Raw genomic sequence first — 22,949 nt, 5'->3', positions numbered from 1 at the left:
CCAGAACGAGCGGACGCGGGCGTCGCCCGCGCCCAGGCCGAGTGTGAAGAGTGAAGCGTAGCGTGATGTTCACCACCGAGACCGCCAAGGCCGAGCGGAGTCCCGATCAGGAGCGTCGCGCTCCCGCGGCGACGCGCGCCGACGATGCGCCCGGCCAGCCCGCGCCGCTTTCCCGCCTGACCGATCCGGCCTGGCTGATCTCGACGCTGTGGCGGCGCAAGGGGCTGATCCTGCTCTGCGCCATCCTCGGCATCGGGCTGGCCGGCCTCGCCAGCCTTCTGATCACGCCGAAATATGTTTCGACCGCACAGCTCTTCATCGACCCGCGCGACCTGCGCGTGCTGCAGAACGAGGTTTCTCCCAACGCCGTCAGCGGCGATCCGACCTCGATCACGGGCTATCTGGAAAGTCAGGCGCGCGTCATCGCGTCCGACAGCATCAAATCGCTCGTGGTCGATAGCGAGAAACTGGATACCGATATCGAGTTCGGCGGCCAGGCGCCCAAGACCGGTCTCGCCCGCCTGATCGCCGACCTGTTGCCGAGCAGCGGGGCTCCCCCGCATGACGGCAAGCTCTATGCGCTGGCGGCGCTGGACAAGAACGTCGCGGTGCGGCGCGGCGAGCGGACCTTCGTCATCGACATCGCGGTGACGTCGCGCGAGGCGACCAAGGCCGCCCGCATCGCCAATGCGCTGGCCAATTCCTATCTCGAAAACCAGGCCACGGTCCGTGCCGACGCCGCCCAGCGCGCCACCAGCGCGCTGACCAGCCGCCTCGAAGAACTGCGCAACCGGCTGCGCATCGCCGAAGAGAAGGCCGAAAAATACAAGGAAGCCAACAACATCGTCGGTGTCGGCGGAAAGTCGATCGGCGAGGAGCAGCTGGCACTGAACAACGCCCAGCTCGTGGCCCTACGAACCCGGCTGACCGAGGCTAAGGCCAAATACGACCAGACGCTGGCCACCCGCCCCTCCAGCATCGAGGCCGGCGCGGTGCCCGAGGCCGTCGCCTCCAACACCATGACGGCGCTGCGCTCGCAGCTCGGCGCGGCGCTGAACAAGGAGGCCGACCTGCTCGCCTCGCTGGGTTCGCGTCACCCGTCGCTTGCCGCGGCGCAGGCCCAGGTACGCGACGCCCGGCGTCAGATCGCCGAGGAGCTCTCGCGCATTGCCCGCGCCGCCAAGACCGAATTTGACCGCGCCGCCGAGGCCGAGCGTCAGATCACGCAGCGGGTCGATCAGCTGACCCGGGCGCATTATGCGGCCGGCCGCGCCTCGGTCGAGCTGCGCGAGCTGGAGCGCGAGGTCGAATCCTCCCGCGTCGTCTATGACGCCTTCCTGCGCCGCGCCCGCGAGACCGGCGAACTTGCCGGCATCGATACCACCAATGCCCGTATCATCAGCGCCGCCATGCCGCCGCTGGAGAAGAGCGGCATCACCCGGCGCACCGTCGCCCTGATGGGCGGTTTTGCCGGCGGGGGCACCGGCGCCGCTATCGCTATCGGGCTGGCGCTGCTGGCCGCCACGCCGGCGCGCACACCGGCCGAGCCGGAGACAAGAACCTACACCGGAGGCTTTCGGCTGTGGCGGCGGCGCAAAACGCCTGCCACCGTCACCGAGGCCGCCGTGAGCGAAATACCGGCCGCTGCGCCAGCGAGCAGCCCTACCCCGGAGGCGGTCATCGTGCCGCCGGTCATGCCCGCAGACCCGCCGATGCCCAAGCCCGCCAGCGGCAAATCCGGCTGGCGGCGCTTGGCCGCGATCGAGGGCGGGCAATCGGCCAAGCTTCCGGAATTGCTTCAGGCTATGTCGGTCCCGCTGCTCGCGACGCTGCCGGCCGTGCGGCACCGGCGCTGGCGGCGCGAGGATGCCGAGGCGCGCTCGGTCTTCCAGTCCAAGGCGTACCTCGTCGATGTGCTGGACAAACCCAACGCCGCCTTTGCCAAGGCTATCCATGCCGTGCGTGCGGCATTCGAGGGCCAGTCTGGTTCCGATGGGCCTCGCCGTATCCTGGTCGTGGGCCTGCGGCCGCACGCCGGCGCCTCGACTCTGGCGCTCAACCTTGCGCTCGATGCCGCCGGCGAGGGGCAGCCGGCGATGCTGGTCGATGCGGGCCTGGGCGAGGTCAGCCTGACCCATGTCTATGCGCCCGAGGCGCGGCTCGGCCTGCATGACGTCGTCACGGGGGCAGCCCGCGTGGTGCGGACGGCTCTGCAGGACGAAGGCACCGGCCTGTTCTTCCTGCCGCGGGCTGGCCGCGTCGATCTGGTCACGGCCGAGCAGATCGGGCGAGATTTCCTCGGCGCGACGCGCCGCTTCAGCCCGATCGTGATCGACGGCGGAACGGTCGGCGGCGACGCCCTCTCGCAAGGTTTCGCGGACGCCGTCGACGACATCATCCTGGTCGTGCGCGAAGGCGGGATCGCCGCCGGCGACCTCGAACAGGCCGAGACGGCGCTGGGCGAGAATGCCAGCAAGATCCGCGGCTTCGTCGTCAACGAAGCGTTATGAGCGCAGCCGGCCTCGGCGATGGGACGGGCACGAGCGCAACAAGCGCCGATCCCGGCTACTGGCTACGCAGCGTCGTCGTCGTTGCATCGCTGCTGCTGGTCTGGGTCTCGCTGGCGCCGTTCAAGGGCTCCTACGAGGTCGAAGCCGAGAATTCCAGCAACGTCATCAACCAGATCGGCTTCACGCTGATGGCGGTGCTCGGCATCGCCTGCGCGGTCAAGTCGGGCGGACGGGCGGCCAAGGCCTATCTGCGGCCGAGCTGGCTGTTGCTGCTCGTCTGGATGACGATCGGTGTGCTCCAATCGGCCAATCCGGATGTCTCGATGCGGGCCTTTCGCTTCACGCTGGTGGTGCTGACGATCGCTGGAACGGCCATTTTGCTGCCGCAGGGCCAACGCCATTTCGCGGCGCTGATGGGCATAGCGGCATCGATCGTGCTGTTCATCTGTTATGCCGGACTTGTGGTCTATCCCGATATCGCGATCCATTCGGGCGGCGACGTGCTGGAACCCGAACATGCCGGCGCCTGGCGTGGCCTGTTCGACCACAAGAACGTCGCCGGCGCGATGATGGTGATCATGATGCTGATCGGCATCTTCGTCACCACCGCCTATTCTTTTCGCTTCGGCCTCGTCATCACCTTGCTGGCGGCGACCTTCCTGTTCTTCACTGGCTCGAAGACCTCGATGGGGCTTGGGCCCTTCGTGGTGCTGGTCGGCCTCGCCTGCGCCCATATCCGCGGCCTGTGGCTGAAGGCGCTGATCGCGCTCGGCCCTTTGGCGGTCCTGCTGACGGCGACGGTGGGCTCGGTCCTGTTCAAGCCGGTGGACGAGATCGTGCAGTCGGTCAGTCCCGGCCAGACCTTCACCGGCCGGACCGAGATCTGGAGCTTCGCGCTCGATCGTCTCTGGCTGAGGCCTATCTTCGGCTATGGATTCGAGGGCTTCTGGCAGAGCGATTTCGTTCGCTATGCCGAGATCGGCGAGAAGGAGACCGGCATCGCGCAGGGCATGGTCCATGGCCATAACGGCTATGTCGATCTCGTCATCGGACTGGGCATTCCGGGTCTTGCGATCGCGGTCCTCGTGCTGATCCTGCTGCCGCTACGCGACCACCACCGCGTTATCCGCACGGTCGAGAACAAGGCGATGGCCGAGCTGTTCTTCCGGATCTGGCTGTTTGCGATCTATTCGGCCTGTCTGGAGAGCTTCTTCTTCCGCCGGGCCGATCCGGTCTGGTTCGCGCTGCTGCTCTCGGTGATCGGGCTCAGGCTGACGGCAAGCTACAAGGTCGCGCCGTAGCGCCCGCCGCAATCCGTCACTTCCATTTGAAGACCTGGACCAATGCCGGCGTCAGGATCACGACGAACAGCACCGGCAGGAAGAACAAGATCATCGGCACCGTCAGCTTGGGCGGCAGCGCGGCGGCCTTTTTCTCGGCCTCGTTCATGCGCTGGTCGCGGCTTTCCTGCGCCAGGGTGCGCAATGCGGTGCCGAGCGCCGTCCCATAGCGCTCGGCCTGGATCAGCGCCGTGGAGACCGCTTTCACACCTTCCAGTCCGGTGCGACGGGCGAGGTTCTCATAGGCCTGTCGGCGTTCTGCCAGATAGGAAAGTTCGGCCGTGCACAGCCCGAACTCCTCGGCCAGGGGGACCGACTGGTTGCCGATCTCGCCTGAGACCTTCCGGAAAGCGAGTTCGATCGACATGCCGGATTCGACGCAGATCAACAGCAGATCTAGCGCATCGGGGAAGGCCTGCTTCATCGAGGCCTGGCGCTTGGAGATCTGGTTGGAGAGAAAAACCTCCGGCGCCTTGATGCCGATATAGGCGCCAGCGATCGCGATGCCGAAGCGGATCGCCGGCGGCTGGCCGAAATTGTTGATAACGAAGACATAGAACAGGGCAAAGCAGAACAGCCCGATCGGCGTCACCAGGCGGAAGAACAGGAAGCCGATCTCGGCCTGCTGGCCACGATAGCCGGCCATGGCGAGTTTTTCCTTGGCGGTCTCCGTGCCGAGCCAGTCGCCGAGCTTCAACTGGTCGACGATCTGACGCATGAACTGCTTCGGCTCATAGCGCAGCGTGACCTTGTCCTTGGGCCGGTTGAGCCTTTCGCGCTCGCGCGCCCGGATCTTGTCGCGCTCCAAGGCGACATCCTTCATGCGCTTGTCGAGGGTGTTGCCCTCCAGCAGCGGCATGGCCAGCGTCAGCACCGTGGCCACCGCGGCGATAGCCGCCAGCATCGAGACCAGGAACTGCGTATCGGCTAGCTTGGATGCAATGAGGTCGATCATCGGTGTCGCCTCAGATGTTGAAGTTGATCATTTTTTTCATGACGAAGATGCCGACCAGCATCCAGACGGCGCTGACGGCGAGGCCGACCTTGCCGGCGCTGGTGAGCCAGAGCAGCTCGATGTATCGCGGGTTACTGAGATAGACGAGGATGCCGACAATCACCGGCAGCGAGCCGATGATCCAGGCCGAGGCCTTGGCCTCCATCGAGACCGCCTGGATCTTGTCGCGCATCTTGCGGCGCTCGCGGATGACCCGCGACAGGTTGCCGAGCGTCTCCGAGAGGTTGCCGCCGGTCTTCTGCTGGATCGCCAGAACGATGCCGAAAAAATTCGATTCCGCGCAGGGCATCCGCTCGAACAGCTTGGCCGCCGCCTCGGTCAGCGGCAGGCCAAGCGCCTGACTCTCGATGATCATGCGGAACTCTGACCCGACCGGCTCGGGTGACTCGCTGGCGACGATGCGCAGGCAGTCGTTCAGCGGCAAGCCGGACTTGATGCCGCGCACGACGATATCGATCGCATTGGGAAATTCGAGCGCGAACTTCTTCAGGCGCCCCGCCTTGCGGCGCTTCAGGAACCAGGACGGGAGACCCAGACCGCCGACGAAGAGGCCGACGAAGAAGAAGATCACGTTGCCGGTACCGATGAGCAGGCCGAGACCGAGGACGACGCCGCTGATGGCGCTGACGACGTAGTATCTGCGGCGGCTCCAATTCAAACCGGCCTGCAGGAAACGCGTTTCAAGCGAGACCTTGGCCTTAGGATTCTCCCGGCTCTCGATCTCCTTCAGGCTCTGTGCGATCTGGCCGCGCTTGGCGCGTGTCTGGGCCTCGCGATCGTGGATGCGCGTGGCGACGGGAGCCGAGAACTCCTTGCGGCGCTTCTCGGCACGGGACTGGCCGCTGAGCATCGGGTAGAACAGCGCATAGACGACGCCGCCGGCCGCAAAAGTGGCCAACGCGATGACGGCGATGAGGCTCATATCCATGGGCTGCCGCTCCCCTCAGCCGGTGCCGTCAGGCGGCATCGGGCGCACCCTGCGCGGCGAGCTGATCGAGCGCGGCGGCCAGCCGCTGCTCCTCGCCGTAATAGCGGGCGCGCTCCCAGAAGCGGGGCCGGCCGATGCCGCTCGACTTGTGTCGGCCGATCAGCTTGCCTGCGGCGTCCTCGCCGAGCACCTCATAGGTCATGAGATCCTGGGTGGTGATGATGTCGCCTTCCATTCCCATCACCTCGGTGATGTGGGTGATGCGGCGCGAGCCGTCACGCATACGCTGGGCCTGGATGATCACGTCGATCGAAGAGCAGATCATCTCGCGCAGCGTCTTCGAGGGCAGGCTGAAGCCACCCATGGTGATCATCGATTCGATACGGCTGAGACATTCGCGCGGCGTGTTGGCGTGGAGCGTGCCCATCGAGCCGTCATGGCCCGTATTCATCGCCTGCAGCAGGTCGAAGGCCTCGGGTCCGCGCACCTCGCCGACGATGATCCGCTCGGGCCTCATGCGCAGGCAGTTCTTGACGAGATCGCGCATGGTGACGGAGCCGGTACCCTCGAGATTGGGCGGGCGGGTCTCGAGACGCACGACATGGGGCTGCTGGAGCTGCAGCTCGGCTGCGTCCTCGCAGGTGATGACGCGCTCGTCATGCTCGATATAGTTGGTCAGGCAGTTCAGCAGCGTCGTCTTGCCCGAGCCCGTGCCGCCCGAGATGACGATATTGCAGCGGACCTTGCCGATGATCTTCAGTATCTCGGCGCCGGGCGGCGAGATCGCGCCGAAGCGCATCAGCTGATCGAGGGTCAGCTTGTCCTTCTTGAACTTGCGGATGGTGAGCGCGGGGCCGTCGATCGCCAAAGGCGGGGCGATGACGTTGACGCGCGAGCCGTCGGCGAGGCGAGCGTCGCAGATCGGCGAGCTCTCGTCGACGCGCCGACCGACCTGGCTGACAATGCGCTGGCAGATGTTCATCAGCTGCGCGTTGTCGCGGAAGCGGATGTTGGTCAGCGTGATTTTGCCGGCGACTTCGATGAAGGTCCGCGTCGCGCCGTTGACCATGATGTCGGCGATGTCGTCGCGCGCCAGCAGCGGCTCGAGCGGACCGTAGCCGAGCACGTCGTTGCAGATGTCGTCGAGCAGTTCCTCCTGCTCGGAGATCGAGAGCACGACGTTCTTCAGCGAGATGATCTCGTTGATGATGTCGCGGATTTCCTCGCGCGCCGATTCGCCGTCGAGCTTGGCGAGTTGCGAGAGGTCGATCGCCTCGATCAGCGCGCCGAAGATCATGCTCTTGGTCTGGTAATAGTCTTCCGAGCGCGGAATCTCGGCCGGCGCGATGGGTGCCGGGGGTGGCGCGCGGCGGGCCTCCTGAACGGCCGGCTTGGCCTCGAACTGGCGCACTGGCGCGCTTTCGGCCCTCTGGTCGAGGGCCGGGGCCGCGCCAGTCGCGGATCGCTTACCGAACATGGCGCCCTCCCATCCCGGCCGCAAAGGCAGGCCGTCGCGGCCGATGGCGGAAGCCGGAACTCAGGAATGACGGATTGTACGCGCGCCTCATCGCTCAGGCCTTCTTGCGCGTAAGCTTAGCCACGAGCGGCTCGAACAGGCTTCGCTTGCTGCGCTTGGCCTCGCCACGGCCGGTCACCGTGCTGGCGATGTGGACGAAGGCTTCATTGATCTTCCCGCCCGACTGCACCTCGGCGATCATCTGGCCGTTATTGGCGGCCGTCCCGAAGAGCTGCGCGTCGAAGGGGATCGAGGTCAGCACCTCGACGCCGAGCGCCTTGGCAAATTCGGCCGCGTCGATCTCGGGCCGCTTGGGCATTCCGACCTGATTCAGCACCAGCCTCGCACCGGAATCGTTGGGGCGGTTGGCACGGGCAAGATCGATCAGGTTCTTGGCGTTCCTGAGCGAGGCGAGCTCGGGCGCGGCGACGACCACAACCTCGTCGGCGCTGATCAGAGCACGACGCACCCAAGCACTCCAGATATGGGGCACGTCCAGGACGACGCAGGGCACGCTGGCACGCAGCAGGTCGAAGAGCTGGTCGAAGGCCTCCTCGGAGAGATCGACCGTACGGTCGAGCATGGCCGGCGCCGCCAAAAGTGCGAGGTTGTCGCTGCAGCGCGACAAGAGCCGGTCGAGCATATTGGCGTCGAGCCGATCGGGCGCGAACACCGCCTCGGCAACGCCTTGGGGCGGATCCTGATTGAAATCGAGGCCGGCGGTGCCGAAGGGGATGTCGAGATCGACGATGACCGTCGAGGCGTCGAGATTGCGGGCGATGGCCCAGGCGACATTGTGGGCGACAGTGGAGGCGCCGACGCCGCCCTTGGCGCCCATCACCGCGATGATGCGGCCGAGATTGCGGGCCGAGGGCGAGACATAGAGTTCCGACAGCGTGCGCAGGACATCGAGCGTGCCGAGCGGCGCGATCAGATACTCGCTGACGCCGCGCCGGATCAGGTCGCGATAGAGCTGGACGTCGTTGACATGGCCGATGACGACGACCTTGGTGCCGGCATCGCAGCTCTCGGCCAGCGCGTCGAGATGCCTGACCAGGGCGGCCGGCTCGGACACGGTCTCCAGCAGAATAATGTTGGGCGTGGGCGCCGAGCGGAACGCCTCGACGGCCGCCGCGGGGCCGCCCATCTGGATGCGCGCATGGGCCTTGTCCATGCGCCGGTCGGCGATGACCGCCTGCATGGTCGCGGCGACGCCTGGCGTCTCGCAATAGGCCTGCAGCGTGATGCGCGGCAAAGGCGCGATAACGCCATCGCCCGCAGTCCCCGTCGACTCGAAGCCCTGGTCGGTCTCCATCAGCGTCCACCCCCGACGGCGGAGTTGATCGAGGTCTGCTCCTGACGGTACTGGGTCGAGGGATCCTTGCCCTCTCGAAGCTTGGCGATGGCGTTCATGCGCTTGACCATGTCGACGCGGCCTTCGCTGCGGCCGCGCACGAGATCAATGGGATCGGCGACCTGGGCGGCGAGCATGGCCTGGCTGGCGCAGCCGAAATTCCATTGCGACGCATTGGACGCGTCATGCTTGTAGCTCGAGACGCCGGCATCGTCGGGCCATTGCCCGCAGGAATGCGGCAGGCCGGCCTGGAGCGAGGCGAAGGTCAGCCGGATCGGCGAAGCCAGCAGCGTATCCCGCACGGGGTAGGTCGCGACCGAGAGATGCGCCGGCGAGACGCCGCTGCGGGCGAGCGCAGCGCGAATCCCGTTCAGCGCGTCATGGGCAGCAATGTCGCGACGCGTGCCGGCGGGTACCTGCGCGACGAGGCCGCCGCGACCGGAGCGACGGTATTCCTGGGCAAATTGAGTCACGTCTTCCGCTTGACGCGGATCGAGCCCGCTCCCGGCGCGCCCGATGAAGACGTCCAGCGTGCGCGGGGCATCGCGGAGCACGATGGGGTGCCGCTCCCGTACGTCCTCGGAGACGATCGAGCCGGTGACGTCGCCCTTGCCGGCGCAAGCGCCGAGCATGAGCGCGACCGACAGCGCCGCCAAAACTGAGCGGCGCTTGCGCCTTGTCGTGTTCATTGCCTGAGATGTCATGGTTCGGCGATCCCTCACGCGCGTTCTGGATGCCGTTAGTCGGCGATGAAGCCGACGCGGCCCTTATAGGCCTGCGGCGCTGGTCCGCCGGTGGTTCCGTAGATCTTGTTCAGGCGCCCGAGCAGGATCGTCTGTGCGTCATGCGCATCGACGAAACCGTCGTCAGGACGCTGGATCTGGTTCGGCTCGATCGGCTTGGCGATGTAGGGCGTCGCGGTGATCATCAGCTCGGTTTCCTCGCGCTGGTAGTCGCGGGAGCGAAACAACGCGCCGATGATCGGGATGTTCATCAAGCCCGGCAGACCGTTGATCGACTGCTTGGAGACGCGCTGGATCAGACCTGCCGTCGCCAGCGTGCCGCCTGACGGCAGCTCGACCGTCGTGTCCGACTTGCGGACGCGGAAGGCAGGAGCGTTGACCACTTCCTGATTGTTGTTCGACGTTCCGGCGATGCCGGTATTGGTCAGCCGGAGCTGATTCTCGAAATCGAGTTCGGTGACCTCGGTCGCGATGCGCATGCTGATCTTGTTGTCCGACAGCACGATCGGTGTGAAGTTCAGCGAGACGCCGATCGGCTTGTAGGCGATGCCGAGCGTACAGCCACCCACCGCCTGGCAGGTATAGCCGGTCGGAACGGGGACTTCGCCGCCGGCGGTGAACTTCGCGCTCTCCCCCGAGATTGCCGTCACCGTCGGTTCGGCCAGGACACGCGACAGGCCGGCGCGTTCCAGGGCGCGCATGGTGAAATTGGTCGAGTTGCCAATCCCTGCCGCGATCGCGGTCGTGGACAGGGCCTGGGGCGATAGCGGCAGCGGATTGTCGAGCGAAGGTTTGAGCGAGAAGTTGCCGAGCTTCCACTCGCCCGTCGAGTTGATGCCGAGCTGCTTGATCGCCTTGCGGGAGACCTCGGAGACCACGACCTTGACCATGACCTGGTCGCGGCCGCGAACCGTCAGGGAGTTGATCACCGCGCCCTTGGTTTCGGACTTCTCCGAGACGCCGACGAAGGCGTTGGCGATGTCGACGGCCTGCGTGGCTTCCGACGCGTTGGCGACGCTGCCGACGAGCAGGATCGAGGTTCCCGCCGGCTTGACCTCGATGCGGGCATTGGGCATCGCGCTGCGAAGAGTCTGGCGCAGGACGTTGAGATCGCGCCCGACCTCGATCTCGAGTGCCGAGATCTGCCGGCCCTCGGCATCGATCACGAACATCGATGTGCTGCCGTCGGCGATGCCGATGATGAAGATCTTGCGGGCCGAGCGGACGACAGCGTTGGCGACCTTCGGATTGGCGACGAAGACCTCCTTGGCGTCACGCGGCAGTTCAACGACGAGCGAGCGGCCGATCGAGAGATCGAGCTTGCGAGCGATGGCATGTTCGCTGGAGCCGACATTCAGCACGGGCGCCGGCCCGGTCGACTGGGCGCCGGCCGGGCTTGCGAGCAGCAGTGCCAGAGCGGCGGAAATCGCGATGCGCTGCACGGTCATTGTTTCACGCTCTTGCTGGTGACGCCGTAACGTACGAGCGTCATGGCACCTTCTTCCGAAGGCCTGCCGGCCTGGCCCGCATCCTTGAGGCTGCGTAGGGCCAACGACAGCGCGCCGGTCTTCTGCGCCTGCACGACGACCTCAACCTGGCGCGGGTCGAGTTCCAGCGTCGCGGTCTCGCCGACGACCACCTTCTCGCCGTTGCGCTCCTGAATGTTCTGGCCGATCGCCAGCACGCGGACATTCGTCAGCGTTGTCTCACTCAGGTAGTTCTCCGACTGGCCGCCCGTGCTGTCCTCGCGGAAGGTGCGGATCACGTCGACCCGGTCGTTTGGAAGAATGAAGCCACCCGCGGTGTTGGCGCCGCGCGCGTCTGTGGTGATGGCGACGGCCCGCCGACCGGCGGGCAAGACGGCGGACAGGAAGCCGGTGCCGTCCGTCCTGATCAGCTTCTCGCGGCGGACCGGCTCGGAGCCGAGAATGGCGAAACGTGCAAGCTGGCCGGAGAGTTCGGTCACGGCCTCCGGCGCCTCGTCCTTGCGGATGACGCCTGCGGGGACGCTCGCCAAAGGCCAGTCGATCCAGCGGACGTCACCCGCCGCGACCGTATTGCCGACCGGGATATCGGCGGAGGCTACCAGGACCGGGACAGTGGGAAGCGCTTCGCGTGGGGCCGAGGCCACCGGCCCGCTCGGTCGCTGCATCAGCAGAGCCGCGCCGAGACCGGCGACCAGCGCGACGACCAGAATGATGATGCGGGCGGGACTCATGACGGACGATCCTCGGGCAAAAGCACTCGGCTCTGCTCCGGGATGGTGCGTCTCGAATCGTCAACTTATGGTTAACCGGACGTATATTTTTTTCGCGATCCCGGCTGTTGGGGGGCAGAGGGACGACCGGCCGTTCAGAGGCCTATGCCTGCCCGCCATATCTCCGTATCGGGCAGGACGAGCAGCGCCGAGAAGGCAAGTGCGATGCCGTAGGGCACGCCCGAATTGGCAGCGTGCAAACGCCGCAGCCAGCCCCAGTTCTCGGCCACGATCGGAAGCGGATGCCCGCGCAGCTTCAGAATGACGAGCGTCATGACGCCGCCGAAGACCGACGCGATCAGAAGATAGGGCAGCAACTGCCCGAAACCGAACCAGAGCGCGGTGGCGGCCGCGAGCTTGGCATCGCCTCCGCCGATCCAGCCGGCGGCGAACATGCCAAAGCAGATCGCGAGCACCAGCCCGCCGGCGGCGAAATGGAGACCGATCTGCGACAGCGAGAGCGGCACGGCAAACGCACAAACAACGAATGCGGCGATCAGTATCAGGCTGAGCTTGTTGGAAATCGTCATCGTGAGGAGGTCGCTCGCCGCTGCAAAAGCCATGGCCGCCGGGAAAATGACGATGATGACGATCATTGAAACCGGCATAGGGTTGTTCCCGACGTGAAAGCGATATCTTTTGGCGTGAAACGCTCACCAGAGACTTACTAGATGGAAATGAAAACGCCCCGGATTGCCGGGGCGTTTTCGGTCGTCCGAGCGGAACGCGCTCAGGCAGCCTTGCCGGCGAGCTTGGCCGAGATGCGTGTAAACAGCGAGCTGATGTCAGTGCCGAGCTGGGTAGCGGCCGTGATGATGGCGACGGCGATCAGGGCGGCGATCAGGCCGTATTCGATGGCGGTGGCGCCGGACTCGTCCTTGGCAAAGCGAGCGAAGAGATTGGTCATCGGAGAACTCCTTGTTGAACCACGGTTGACTGCTGCCTTCGCTCTGAGCGGCTTCGGTCAGCGACAAATGGACATTACCGCGAGCCTCTTGCTGATCGGTTAAGGGGCTTGAAGAATTCAAGGCGTATCCGGAACATCGATTTGATGGTTAACGACGTATTTAGGCGATATTATACTATCACAATCGCTGTATATCTACTTTTTTGTTTATTAAAATGGCAGTCTATTTGGCTATGTAGGCCTCTGAGTTATAATCATAGGCCATGATAGTTGGAATGTGTCGCATTTTAGCAGATTATCATCTTCGTCAATTGCAGCGATATCGATGCGCCAGCGCCTCACCGCCGGGCGCTTAGCGATTGATTCATCATTTTCCGCTTTGCTTCCGCTGTTGGAAATCTTGGGGCGCCCGCCATGTCCGTTCTTTCGCCCGTCGGCCGGCGCATCGGCACCGTGAAGGCGTCGATGATTTTATCCACGGTGGCGGGTCTCGCCGTAGCGCCGCTGCTGGCCGTTCCGGCCGCTGCGCAGAGCACGGGCGCTACAACCAAGCCCGAAACCGTGCTGGTAATGGTCGATCACGCGAAGGTCATCCGGCTGCCGGAGCGGGCTCAGACCGTGATCGTCGGCAATCCGGGCATCGCCGACGTGGCCGTCCAGAAGAACGGCGTGATGATCGTGACCGGAAAGAGTTTTGGCGTGACCAATCTGATCGCGCTCGATTCCGGTGGCGCGCTGCTGGCGGAATCGCTGGTGCGCGTCGGGGCGGCGTCCGATTCGGTGCTGACGGTCCAGCGCGGACTGGAGCGCGAGAGCTATTCCTGCACGCCGACCTGCCAGCCCTCGATCCAGCTCGGCGACGCGCAGAAGTATTTCGGCGAAGTCGGCGGCCAGACCACGAGCCGCAACTCGATCGCGACCGGCGCTCCGGCCGGACGATAACGTATCCGGGCGCTTGGATAGCCTGAGCCCTTGCCGGAATAAGGTGATTTTCCGAGGAAACACCGCCGTCATTCCGGGGCTTTGCGCAGCGAAGAACCCGGAATGACGATGCGTGTCCGCCCCGGATCAAGGAGCCCCGGCCTCAAATGGTCTGGTTGTAGGCGCCGACTTCCGGATTGGTGCGCAGCAGGCCGTCGATCGCGGCGAACATTTCGCGCATCCTCGCGTCCGAGATCGGGCTTTCGCAGACCACGACGAGCTCGGGCTTGTTCGACGAGGCCCTGACCAGTGCCCAGCTTCCGTCCTGCGTCGTGACGCGCACGCCGTTGACGGTCACGACGTCGCGGATCGGCTGGCCGGCAAAGTTCGCGCCCGATGCCTGCATCGCCTGCACCGCCTTGGTGACCCGCTCGGCGACATCGTATTTGATCTCGTCGGCGCATTTGGCCGACATGGTCGGCGTTCCCCAGGTCTTGGGCACGGCGGCATAAAGCTCGGCCATCGACTTGCCCGGATTGCGGTCGAGCATGTCGATGATCGCGATGGCGGTGACGAGACCGTCGTCATAGCCGCGCCCGATCGGGGCGTTGAAGAAGAAGTGGCCCGACTTCTCGAAGCCCGCTAGCGCGTTCAGCTCCTGTACGCGGCGCTTGATGTGGGAGTGGCCGGTCTTCCAGTAGTCGGTCTTCACGCCGAGCTTCTGGAGCTCGGGATCGGTGTCGAACAGCCCGGTCGACTTTACGTCGACGACGAACTGCGCGCCGGGATGCAGCGCGCCGAGATCACGCGCCAGCATGACGCCGATCTTGTCGGCAAAGATCTCCTCGCCATGGTTGTCGACGACGCCGCAGCGGTCGCCGTCGCCGTCGAAGCCGAGCGCGATGTCGGCGCCATGCTCCTTCACGGCGTCGGCCATGGCATGAAGCATCTTCATGTCTTCGGGATTGGGATTGTAGCGCGGGAAGGTGTGGTCGAGTTCGGCATCCATCGGGATGACCTCGCAGCCCAGCGCTTCGAGGATCTTCGGCGCGAAGGCGCCAGCCGTGCCGTTGCCGCAGGCGGCGACGACCTTGAGCTTGCGCTTGATCTTCGGGCGGCTGGTCAGATCCTTGAAATAGACCTCAGGAAAATCGGGCACGAAAGCGTAGGAGCCGCCGCCGACGAGGTCGAAATCTCCCGCCAATACGATGTCGCGCAGGCGTCCCATTTCTTCCGGGCCGAAGGTGACGGGGCGCTGCGCACCCATCTTGATGCCGGTCCAGCCATTGTCGTTATGCGAGGCGGTGACCATGGCGACGCAGGGCACGTCGAGCGCGAACTGCGCGAAATAGGCCATCGGCGACATGGCGAGCCCGATATCGTGGACCTTGCAGCCCGCCGCCATTAGGCCGGTGACCAGCGCCATCTTGATCGACGAGGAATAGCCGCGGAAATCATGGCCGGTGACGATTTCGGGCTTGATGCCCATGCGGCGGATCAGCGTGCCCAGCCCCATGCCGACGGCCTGGACGCCCATCAGATTGAGTTCCTGGCCGAAGAACCAGCGCGCGTCGTATTCGCGGAAGCCGGTCGGCTTCACCATCGGCAGGGACTCGTATTCGAAGGTGTTGGGGAACAGTTCGGGCAGGGGCTTGGGGAACATCGGGTCATCCATGGCTAGGGAAGCGGGTTCTAGTGAAGATGTCGGAACCGCGATCATCGCGGCCATGTTGCAGCGCGGCATGACCGGCTTAAACGATCGCCCCCCGGATGGGAACGTACGCGCACGCCAAGCCCGCCGCCAAGGTTAGCGTTCGGTACCTCTGGGCCGGTGGAACGCCAGGATCGACAATGGGACCTCCGGCTGCGCTTACCGGGCTCAGAGAAAACTCGTCCCGACCAGCGCCTCGATCGCGTCGCGACGCGGTATGCTCGGTTGCGCGCCGCGCCCGGTGCAGGCAAGCGAGCCGGCCGCGAGACCACGCTGAAGCGCCCCTGAAAACCCGTAGCCGGCAGCGAGCGCAGCGGCAAAGGCGCCGACGAAACTGTCGCCGGCCGCGACCGTGTCGAGCGCCTCGACCTTGGGGGCCTCCAGCCGGCGACGGACGCCGTCATGCCAGCCGACGAGGCCGTCGGCCCCGAGCGTGACGATGCAGGCGAGACCGCGTTCGGAATCGATGCGCTGCGCGAAGGCATATGGCTCTAGCGCCGGCCAGCCGAAGGCGGCGCCCAGCAGGGCAGCCTCGTGCTCGTTGACGACCAGGATGTCGACCAGCGCAAGCAATTCCGCTGCCGGCGGGCCGGCCGGCGCAAGGTTGAAGATGACACGTCCGCCAGCGTGCTTCATCAGCGCGGCTGCGGCAATGCATTCGGGCTCCGGCACCTCGCGCTGCAGCAGCAGGATGTCGGCATCGCCCAGCACCATCCCGCCGATCGACTCCGCCTTGGCTGCGGCGTTGGCGCCGGAGGCGACGACAATCTGGTTGGCGCCCGAAGCGTCAACAGCGATGAAGGCGGCACCGGTCGGCTCGCTAACCCGCGCGACGCGCGACAGATCCACGCCATCCGCCGCCAGCAGCGACAGCGCGATCTCGGCGAAGCCATCGTTTCCGACAGCCCCGACCATCACGACCTCGGCGCCGGCCCGGCGCGCGGCGAGCGCCTGATTGGCGCCCTTGCCGCCGGGATGGAGCGCGTAGGCCGGACCGATCACGGTCTCGCCGGGGCCGGGCAGGCGCTCGACCTGCGTGACGAGATCGACGTTGAGGGAGCCGAAGACGACGATCATGAGGCCAGCCGCATCACGCCGGCGACGAAGGCCGCCTCCGGCGTGGTCAGGGTGAAGCCGAGGCCCGCGGCCCTCAACGCAGCTCCATAGCTTTCAGCCAGTGCGCCGTCGGCGACGAGATGCACCGGCCCGAGCGAACCGACCAGGGCTTGTGCGCCGGCGATCTCCTGACCGACCAGCAGCGCCGAAAGATAGGGTCCGACAGCGCCGCCCTTCATATGGCCGGCCAAGACCTCGGTACGGGCCGCGAAGGCCGCGTTGAGCAGGCCGCCGGGACGTTGCGCCGCTGCGAAGCCACGGCGTGCGCCCTCGGCCGCATCCTCAGGCAAGGGTTCCTCGGCGAGGCGTGCCAGGATGGAGTGCTGCCGCAGCAGGCCATAGACCTCGCCGGTCATGAAACTGGCGAAGCGCTGGATGCGGCCGGCCTCGACCCGCGCCCATTTGGAATGGGTTCCGGGCAGGCAGACGATGCCGTCACCGAGGCCGAGGCCGACGATCAGCGTCTCCTCGCCGCGCATCACGTCGAAGGCGCCGTCATCGCAGGAGAGGCCGGGGATGATCGTGACCGGCGTGCCGTCGGCAAGCGCGACCGGCATGGCGGCCGCGACGATCTCGCCCGGCGCCGCCGGACAGGCGACATAGGGCGCCTCGACCCAGCCATTGCGGCTGCCGACCATGCCGGCAAGCACGATCCGGGCATCGGCGCGCGCGCGACGAAACTCTCCGGCGATCGCTTCGAAGGCGGCCGGAAAACCACCCGGGGGGATAGACTGGATGCCCTGCTCCGCGACATGCCGACCGAGCACCTTGCCCTGCTCGGAGATCAGGAAAGCGCGGGCGCGGGTCGTGCCCCAGTCGAGCGCGATCAGGGGGTGAGGCATCGGGAGCTCCGGCGTGACGTTGCGCTCGTGGCAGCCCGCGAGGTTTCGCCACCGTCACGTCAGGGTCAAGCCCTCATCGTCGTTGACGACTGCGGTGCTAGGCCGCCAGCGCCTGCGCGAGATCGGCGATCAGGTCGTCGGGATGTTCAAGCCCGATCGAAAGACGGACCATGCCGTCGGTCACGCCCATCGCCGTCCGGACCTCCGGCGTGAAGCGCTGATGCGTCGTCGTGGCGGGGTGGACGATCAGGCTCTTTGCATCGCCGAGATTGTTCGAGATCCGGATCAGCTTCATCGCATTGAGCAGCCTGAAGGCTGCGTCCTTGCCGCCGGGCACCTCGAAGGCGATCAGCGTCGAGGGACCGCTCATCTGCCGGGCGATGATCTCGGCCTGCGGATGGTCCTTGCGGCCGGGAAAGATCACCTTCGACGGTCCGGGCTGCTCCGCCAGCCAATCGGCGATGATCGCGGCGCTCTGCGCCTGGCGCTGCACCCGCAGCGGCAGCGTCTCCAGGGCCTTGAGCATCACCCAGGCGTTGAACGGCGACATCGCCGGGCCGGTCTGGCGCAGATAGGTCTGGATATGCGTTTGGATGATGTCCTCCGACGAGACGATCAGACCGCCCAGGCAGCGGCCTTGCCCATCGATATGCTTGGTCGCCGAATAGACGAGTACATCGGCGCCGAGCGTCAGCGGTCGCTGGAAAAGCGGTGTGGCGAAGACGTTGTCGACGACAAGGAACGCGCCCACCTCCCTGGCGAGCGCCGCCACGGCCGCGATATCGATCACTTCCAGCGTCGGGTTGGAGGGGCTCTCCAAGAAGAACACCTTGGTGTTGGGACGCACGGCCTTGCGCCACGAGGCGATGTCGGTGCCGTCCACCAGCGTCGATTCGACGCCGTAACGCGGAAGATGGTCCTCAACGACGTATCGACACGAACCGAACAGCGCCTGTGCCGCCACGACATGATCGCCCACGCGCGTCAGCCCCATCAGCACGGCCGTCACCGCCGCCATGCCGGTGGCGGTCGCCCTGCAGGCTTCGGCGCCCTCGAACGCCGCCATGCGCTGCTCCAGCATGGAGACGGTCGGGTTGGAGAAGCGGGCATACTGAAAGCCCGGGTCCTTGTTCAGGAAGCGCGCCTCGCATTGCTCGGCGCTGTCGTAGACATGGCCCTGCGTCAGGAACAGCGCCTCCGAAGTCTCGCCGAACTGCGAGCGCATCGTCCCGGCATGGACCAGCCGCGTCTCGGGATGCAGGGCGGCCGCGCCCGCTTCGGAACCTGACATCGTGACGCTCCAGTCGTTCGATATAACGGATGGAGGGAATATCAGCTTCGTTTCCGTTCGTAAAGACGAACGATTATCCTATTGGAGGAACGAGAACGGAGCCAGAGTCGAGAGGGCTCAAGCCACCGGGGTAGCGAGCCCCAGCGGCGCCAGAAATCCCGCCAAGTCGCTGGTCACATAATGCACGTGCCCGGCTTCGATCGCCGCCTGCTCCCAGGCTTCCCGAAACGGGTCGGGCGTTTGCGGTATCACCAGCACGGTCTTCATGCCGAGCGTGCTGGGCACGATCAGGTTCTTCTCGATATCCTCGAACATCGCCGCCCGGCCCGGATCAACGCTGTGCTTGGCGAGGAAGTTCTCATAGGTCGCGCGCTCGGGCTTTGGCACGAAGCCGGCATGGACGATGTCGAAGATGTCCTCGAAATGCGCGAGGATGCCGAGCTTGCCGGCCACGTTGCGGGCATGGGCGACGGAGCCGTTGGTGAGAATCAGCTTGCGGCCGGGCAGGCCGGCGATCGCCGCACCGAGCGCAGGATCGGGCTGGAGCAGGCCCAGATCGATATCATGGGCGAAGTCGAGGAAGATGTCGGGGTCGATCTGATGCTCCAGCATCAGCCCGTTCAGCGTCGTGCCGTAGCGGTGGTAATAATACTGCCGCAGGGCATAGGCGGAGAGGCCGTCGAGCCCGAACAGATCCTGGAGGAACAGCGTGATGCGCTCGTTGACCTGCGGCCAAATCCGGCTCTCATGCGAATAAAGCGTGTTGTCGAGATCGAAGATCCAGTGATCGACATGCGCGAAGGCCTCCGTCTGGAGCGGCGGCGCGGCAATGGGGATGGCGGCGTGCGTATTCATCGGGGACCCGAAATGGCGAGGCCCAGCCTGACATGCAAGTCCCCTGCTAAGGCTTAAGCCCGGTCTCAAACATCGCAGGGTATCTCGCCGTCAATTCCGGGCGTAGCGAAGCGGAGACCCGGAATCCATCGTAAGGCGCTGTCGTGCTCAGTGATGGAGTCCGGATCGGCGCTGCTACGCAGCTTGTCCGGAATGACGGCGGATTCCAGGATAGGATCACCGCCGAATGATCGTGCCCGAGCCGGTATCGGTGAACAGCTCGATCAGCGCCGCGTGTGGCACCTTGCCGTCCAGGATGACGACCGCTTCGACGCCCTTTTCCAGCGCGTAAATGCAGGTCTCGATCTTCGGGATCATGCCGCCCGAGATCGTTCCGTCCGCGATCAGGCCGCGGCACTGCTCGATCGTCAGTTCCGGGATCAGGTTCTTGTCCTTGTCGAGCACGCCGGGCACATCGGTCAACAGCAGCAGGCGCTTGGCGTTGAGCGCTCCCGCGATGGCGCCGGCGAAGGTGTCGGCGTTGACGTTGTAGGTCTGGCCGTCGGCGGCGGCGCAGACAGGCGCCAGCACGGGGATGAGTTCGGCCTTCAGCACCGCGTCGAGCACGGCGGTATCGACCTTGTCGGGCTCGCCGACGAAGCCGAGATCGAGCACCTCCTCGATCTTCGAATCGGGATCGACGATGGTGCGCGTCACCTTGCGCGCCGTGACCATGTTGCCGTCCTTGCCGCAGAGCCCGATCGCCTTGCCGCCCTCGCGCGAGATGTAGCCGACGATCTCCTTGTTGACCGAGCCGGCCAGGACCATCTCGACAACGTCGACGGTCGCGGCGTCGGTGACGCGCAGGCCCTGCTTGAACTCGGACTGGATGCCGAGCTTGGTCAGCATCCGGGCGATCTGCGGCCCGCCGCCATGGCAGACCACGGGCTTGAGCCCGGACTGCTCCAGCAGAACGATGTCCTCGGCGAAATCCTCGGCCGTCGCGGCGTCGCCCATGGCGTTGCCGCCATATTTGATCACGATGATCTCCTGATCGTAGCGCTGCATATGCGGCAGCGCCTGAACCAGAAGGTCGGCGGCTTGCGACGGCGTCAGGAGAGCGGGATTGATCATCGGGCAGGCTCCGCAAGACGCAAGGCAACTGCGCCGGAGCGCCTTCTAGCGGAAGTCGGCGACATGCGGAAGAACGTTGGCGGCTCGCGCCTGCGGGACCGGCTCAGCGCCTGCCGGCCGCCTTGCGGATCGCATCTGCCATCCGGCCCCGCCAATCCTCGCCGTCGTTCTTGTAGGCTTCTATCAGGCTGGGCTCCAGTCGCAGCGTCACGACCTGTTTTGCGTCGGCCAGCTTCGGCCGGCCGGGGCCGCGCGTCAGCGTGCCCTGCGCCGGGCGGATGATTTTGCCGCCGATGGCGAATTCAGCGCGTGCGAACTGATCGTCAGTCCATTCCGGGCCGTCATCGGGATCGACGAAGCTGGTGCTGGAATTGAGCTCTTTCACGGTCATTGCAGTGCCTCATGGATATGACATGGCAAGCATGTCCGCGCGGTGTCCAGACGACGACCACCAGCCGGTCAATAGCAAGGCCGTAGGTCAGAAAGCGGTCTTCGCCATAATCCTTGCGGTCATCGACCATCGTCAGCACGGGGCCGGCGAACACCTCCGCCGCATCCTCGAAATCGAGACCGCGTTCCTTCAGCGTCGCTTCGCGCTTGGCCGGATGGTACGTGATCTCCATACCGGCTCAGGTTAGATGCAAATCAGGCCGGGCGCAATATCCGTAATACGAAAACCTGTCAGGTGCGCTTCGCAAACAGCGCCGCGAGCGCCAGGCCGAGCCAGCCCCCGACCATCAGGAAGCCCCCGATCGGGGCCGCGCGAGGAAACAGCGCCTCGCTGGCGAAGCCGCGCCTCGCGAGGTCGGCGGCAAACAGTGCGACGCCGAGGATGACTACCGAGATCGCGACGCGGCTCAGCCAGTCGTGCAGGAACCCGGCCTTCCGCGCCGCAGTCGCGCCGATCACAGTCGGAGCATGGAACAGCAGCATCTGTCCCGCGGTCTGGACATTCGTCGTGCCGGTGACATGCGCCGCTGCGGCAAGCAGCGCGACGCCGGCAAGCCCCATCAGGGCGGCCAGCGTGAGATGGATGCGGGTTGCAGTTATCATGTTGTCAGGCCCGCTCCGCCAGCACGCGTCCCACCGCCGCACGCAGATCGGGAACCCCAAGGCCCGTCTCGCTCGACGTCAGCAGCACCTCGGGAAACGCCGCCGGGCGGCGCTTGATCTCGTCATAGGTCGCCTCGCGCATGAACTGCTGGTCGGCGGGCTTGAGCGCATCGCCCTTCGTCAGCACGACCTGATAGGACATCGCCGCCTTGTCGAGCGTTTCCAGCACGGCGTTGTCGACGTCCTTCAGCCCATGCCGGGCATCAATCAGGAGATAGACCCGCATCAGGTTGGGCCGCCCGCGCAGGTAGTTGTGGATCAGGTTGGTCCAGGAGGCGACCTTGGCCCGGCCGACCGCCGCATAGCCATAGCCGGGCATATCGACGATGGTCAGGCGCTCGTCGGCGCCGACCTGGCGGAAGAAGTTGAGCTGCTGCGTCCGGCCCGGCGTATGCGAGGTCCGCGCCAGCGCGTTGCGGCGGGTCACGGCGTTGATCAGGCTCGACTTGCCGACATTGGAGCGGCCGGCGAAGGCGATCTCGTGACCGACCATCGTCGGCAGGTCGTCGACATGCGTCGAGGCCCAGACAAAGTCCCACGGCCCCTCGAAGAGCTTTCGCGCGGATTCGATCTCGTCGTCGCTGTAGGGTGTGGCGGTACTGCTGGTCATGGCTTCTGCCTGCTTGAAAACAGAAGCCCTCATCCTGAGGAGCCGCGAAGCGGCGTCTCGAAGGATGCTCAGGATGAGGGCTGAGGATGTGACGCGGTCTTACACGGCAGCGCGCAGCGCGTCGATGTCGGCAGCCCCGATAGCAGCGATATTGCGCGCAATCCGTTCAGCGTCCCAGTCCCACCAGGCGATCGCGAGCAGATCCGCGACGATCTCCGGCGAAAAGCGCAGCTTCACCACTTTGCCGGGATTGCCGACCACGACCGCATAGGGCGGCACGTCGCGCGCGACCTGAGCCCGCGTGCCGATGATCGCGCCGTCTCCGATCGTCACGCCCGGCATGATCACCGCCTCGCGGCCGATCCAGACGTCGTTGCCGATGCGGGTGTCGCCACGAAAGCCGGTCTTCGTCGTCTTGTCGTCAGGCGTGCCATCGAGGCCGAACATGCCGAAGGGATAGGTGGAGAAGCCGCCCATCGGATGGTTGGCGCCGTTCATGATGAACTGCGCGCCCTGCGCGATCGCGACGAATTTCCCGATGATCAGCCGGTCGCCGATGAAGTCGAAATGGTAGCGCACGCAGCGCGCAACGAAATGCTCAGGCCCGCGCGAGTCGTCGTAATAGCTGTAATCGCCGACCTCGATCAGCCGATGATCGACGATCGCCTTGAGAAAGGCGGTGCCCTTCCAGCCGGGAATGGGGTGGCGGGTGAGGGGATCGGGAAGGGGCATGGGCTTCGCCGGGCGGTCGGAAATGGGCAGCGGGCAGTCGAAAGACGAGGATCTTCCCTACTGCCGACTGCCCAC

23 protein-coding genes are annotated in these 22,949 nt (G+C 65.5%); 3 read left to right on the top strand and 20 right to left on the bottom strand.

Annotated elements, in window-relative coordinates:
- The first annotated feature begins 65 nt into the window (after window positions 1-65).
- The gene (locus AXW83_RS20360) at window positions 66-2,510 is read left to right on the top strand and encodes an exopolysaccharide transport family protein (protein WP_066616516.1); all 2,445 of its coding nucleotides are present in this window, start codon (window positions 66-68) and stop codon (window positions 2,508-2,510) included.
- Window positions 2,507-3,811: an O-antigen ligase family protein gene (locus AXW83_RS20355; RefSeq protein ID WP_066616514.1), complete on the top strand. Its 1,305-nt coding sequence runs from the start codon at window positions 2,507-2,509 to the stop codon at window positions 3,809-3,811. Before AXW83_RS20360 ends, AXW83_RS20355 begins: the two co-directional genes overlap by 4 nt.
- 16 nt (window positions 3,812-3,827) lie before the next feature.
- Here the strand turns inward: AXW83_RS20355 and AXW83_RS20350 are convergent, their stop codons facing one another.
- From AXW83_RS20350 to AXW83_RS26735, 9 genes are all read right to left on the bottom strand, one after another.
- On the bottom strand, window positions 3,828-4,805 hold the full coding sequence (locus tag AXW83_RS20350; RefSeq protein WP_066616511.1) for a type II secretion system F family protein: 978 nt from the start codon (window positions 4,803-4,805) through the stop codon (window positions 3,828-3,830).
- Between the two features lie 10 nt (window positions 4,806-4,815).
- Window positions 4,816-5,793 (bottom strand): type II secretion system F family protein, encoded by a 978-nt coding sequence (locus AXW83_RS20345; protein ID WP_156640239.1) that lies wholly within the window; start codon window positions 5,791-5,793, stop codon window positions 4,816-4,818.
- Between the two features lie 28 nt (window positions 5,794-5,821).
- Window positions 5,822-7,270: a CpaF family protein gene (locus tag AXW83_RS20340; protein WP_066616509.1), complete on the bottom strand. Its 1,449-nt coding sequence runs from the start codon at window positions 7,268-7,270 to the stop codon at window positions 5,822-5,824.
- Window positions 7,271-7,364: 94 nt separating this feature from the next.
- The gene (locus AXW83_RS20335; RefSeq protein WP_066616507.1) at window positions 7,365-8,624 is read right to left on the bottom strand and encodes a CpaE/TadZ family protein; all 1,260 of its coding nucleotides are present in this window, start codon (window positions 8,622-8,624) and stop codon (window positions 7,365-7,367) included.
- On the bottom strand, window positions 8,624-9,367 hold the full coding sequence (locus AXW83_RS20330; protein ID WP_066616505.1) for a CpaD family pilus assembly protein: 744 nt from the start codon (window positions 9,365-9,367) through the stop codon (window positions 8,624-8,626). The genes AXW83_RS20335 and AXW83_RS20330 overlap by 1 nt, the downstream gene beginning before the upstream one ends.
- A gap of 35 nt (window positions 9,368-9,402) precedes the next feature.
- Entirely contained in the window at window positions 9,403-10,854 is a 1,452-nt protein-coding gene (locus tag AXW83_RS20325; RefSeq protein ID WP_066616502.1) for a type II and III secretion system protein family protein, read from the bottom strand.
- A complete protein-coding gene (gene cpaB, locus AXW83_RS20320) occupies window positions 10,851-11,624 on the bottom strand; it encodes a Flp pilus assembly protein CpaB (protein ID WP_066616496.1) in 774 nt (257 codons plus the stop codon). The genes AXW83_RS20325 and cpaB overlap by 4 nt, the downstream gene beginning before the upstream one ends.
- 134 nt (window positions 11,625-11,758) lie before the next feature.
- Window positions 11,759-12,271 carry an A24 family peptidase gene (locus tag AXW83_RS20315; RefSeq protein WP_066616493.1) on the bottom strand — a complete coding sequence of 171 codons (513 nt, stop codon included), beginning with the start codon at window positions 12,269-12,271 and terminating at the stop codon, window positions 11,759-11,761.
- Window positions 12,272-12,393: 122 nt separating this feature from the next.
- Complete coding sequence (locus AXW83_RS26735; protein ID WP_082767280.1) at window positions 12,394-12,570, bottom strand: Flp family type IVb pilin; 177 nt, start codon at window positions 12,568-12,570, stop codon at window positions 12,394-12,396.
- A 465-nt stretch (window positions 12,571-13,035) separates the two neighbouring features.
- On the opposite strand from AXW83_RS26735, the gene AXW83_RS20310 reads away from it, so the two are divergent.
- The gene (locus tag AXW83_RS20310) at window positions 13,036-13,512 is read left to right on the top strand and encodes a pilus assembly protein N-terminal domain-containing protein (RefSeq protein ID WP_156640584.1); all 477 of its coding nucleotides are present in this window, start codon (window positions 13,036-13,038) and stop codon (window positions 13,510-13,512) included.
- A gap of 142 nt (window positions 13,513-13,654) precedes the next feature.
- Here AXW83_RS20310 and AXW83_RS20305 read toward each other — a convergent pair whose 3' ends face one another.
- From AXW83_RS20305 to AXW83_RS20255, 11 genes are all read right to left on the bottom strand, one after another.
- Complete coding sequence (locus AXW83_RS20305) at window positions 13,655-15,154, bottom strand: phosphomannomutase/phosphoglucomutase (RefSeq protein ID WP_066616490.1); 1,500 nt, start codon at window positions 15,152-15,154, stop codon at window positions 13,655-13,657.
- Between the two features lie 216 nt (window positions 15,155-15,370).
- The gene (locus tag AXW83_RS20300) at window positions 15,371-16,279 is read right to left on the bottom strand and encodes a ribokinase (protein WP_066616487.1); all 909 of its coding nucleotides are present in this window, start codon (window positions 16,277-16,279) and stop codon (window positions 15,371-15,373) included.
- Window positions 16,276-17,160 (bottom strand): 2-dehydro-3-deoxygalactonokinase, encoded by an 885-nt coding sequence (locus tag AXW83_RS20295; RefSeq protein WP_066616484.1) that lies wholly within the window; start codon window positions 17,158-17,160, stop codon window positions 16,276-16,278. The genes AXW83_RS20300 and AXW83_RS20295 overlap by 4 nt, the downstream gene beginning before the upstream one ends.
- 97 nt (window positions 17,161-17,257) lie before the next feature.
- Window positions 17,258-18,451 (bottom strand): O-succinylhomoserine sulfhydrylase, encoded by a 1,194-nt coding sequence (locus AXW83_RS20290; RefSeq protein WP_066616478.1) that lies wholly within the window; start codon window positions 18,449-18,451, stop codon window positions 17,258-17,260.
- Between the two features lie 117 nt (window positions 18,452-18,568).
- Entirely contained in the window at window positions 18,569-19,306 is a 738-nt protein-coding gene (locus tag AXW83_RS20285; protein WP_066616475.1) for a pyrimidine 5'-nucleotidase, read from the bottom strand.
- Between the two features lie 216 nt (window positions 19,307-19,522).
- Window positions 19,523-20,419, bottom strand: a complete 897-nt coding sequence (argB, locus tag AXW83_RS20280) for an acetylglutamate kinase (protein WP_066616471.1) — start codon at window positions 20,417-20,419, stop codon at window positions 19,523-19,525.
- Window positions 20,420-20,522: 103 nt separating this feature from the next.
- Window positions 20,523-20,810 carry a BrnA antitoxin family protein gene (locus tag AXW83_RS20275; protein WP_066616464.1) on the bottom strand — a complete coding sequence of 96 codons (288 nt, stop codon included), beginning with the start codon at window positions 20,808-20,810 and terminating at the stop codon, window positions 20,523-20,525.
- Window positions 20,761-21,042 carry a BrnT family toxin gene (locus tag AXW83_RS26730; RefSeq protein WP_082767278.1) on the bottom strand — a complete coding sequence of 94 codons (282 nt, stop codon included), beginning with the start codon at window positions 21,040-21,042 and terminating at the stop codon, window positions 20,761-20,763. Before AXW83_RS26730 ends, AXW83_RS20275 begins: the two co-directional genes overlap by 50 nt.
- Before the next feature lie 58 nt (window positions 21,043-21,100).
- The gene (locus tag AXW83_RS20265; RefSeq protein ID WP_066616458.1) at window positions 21,101-21,472 is read right to left on the bottom strand and encodes a DUF423 domain-containing protein; all 372 of its coding nucleotides are present in this window, start codon (window positions 21,470-21,472) and stop codon (window positions 21,101-21,103) included.
- A gap of 4 nt (window positions 21,473-21,476) precedes the next feature.
- On the bottom strand, window positions 21,477-22,142 hold the full coding sequence (yihA, locus tag AXW83_RS20260) for a ribosome biogenesis GTP-binding protein YihA/YsxC (RefSeq protein WP_066620925.1): 666 nt from the start codon (window positions 22,140-22,142) through the stop codon (window positions 21,477-21,479).
- A 99-nt stretch (window positions 22,143-22,241) separates the two neighbouring features.
- A complete protein-coding gene (locus AXW83_RS20255; protein ID WP_066616456.1) occupies window positions 22,242-22,874 on the bottom strand; it encodes a CatB-related O-acetyltransferase in 633 nt (210 codons plus the stop codon).
- Between the last annotated feature and the right edge of the window lie 75 nt (window positions 22,875-22,949).

The organism is Bosea sp. PAMC 26642, assembly GCF_001562255.1.
Taxonomy (GTDB): domain Bacteria; phylum Pseudomonadota; class Alphaproteobacteria; order Rhizobiales; family Beijerinckiaceae; genus Allobosea.
The sequence above is the reverse complement of the archived record's forward strand: the minus strand, read 5'-3'. Positions and strand labels throughout refer to the sequence as shown.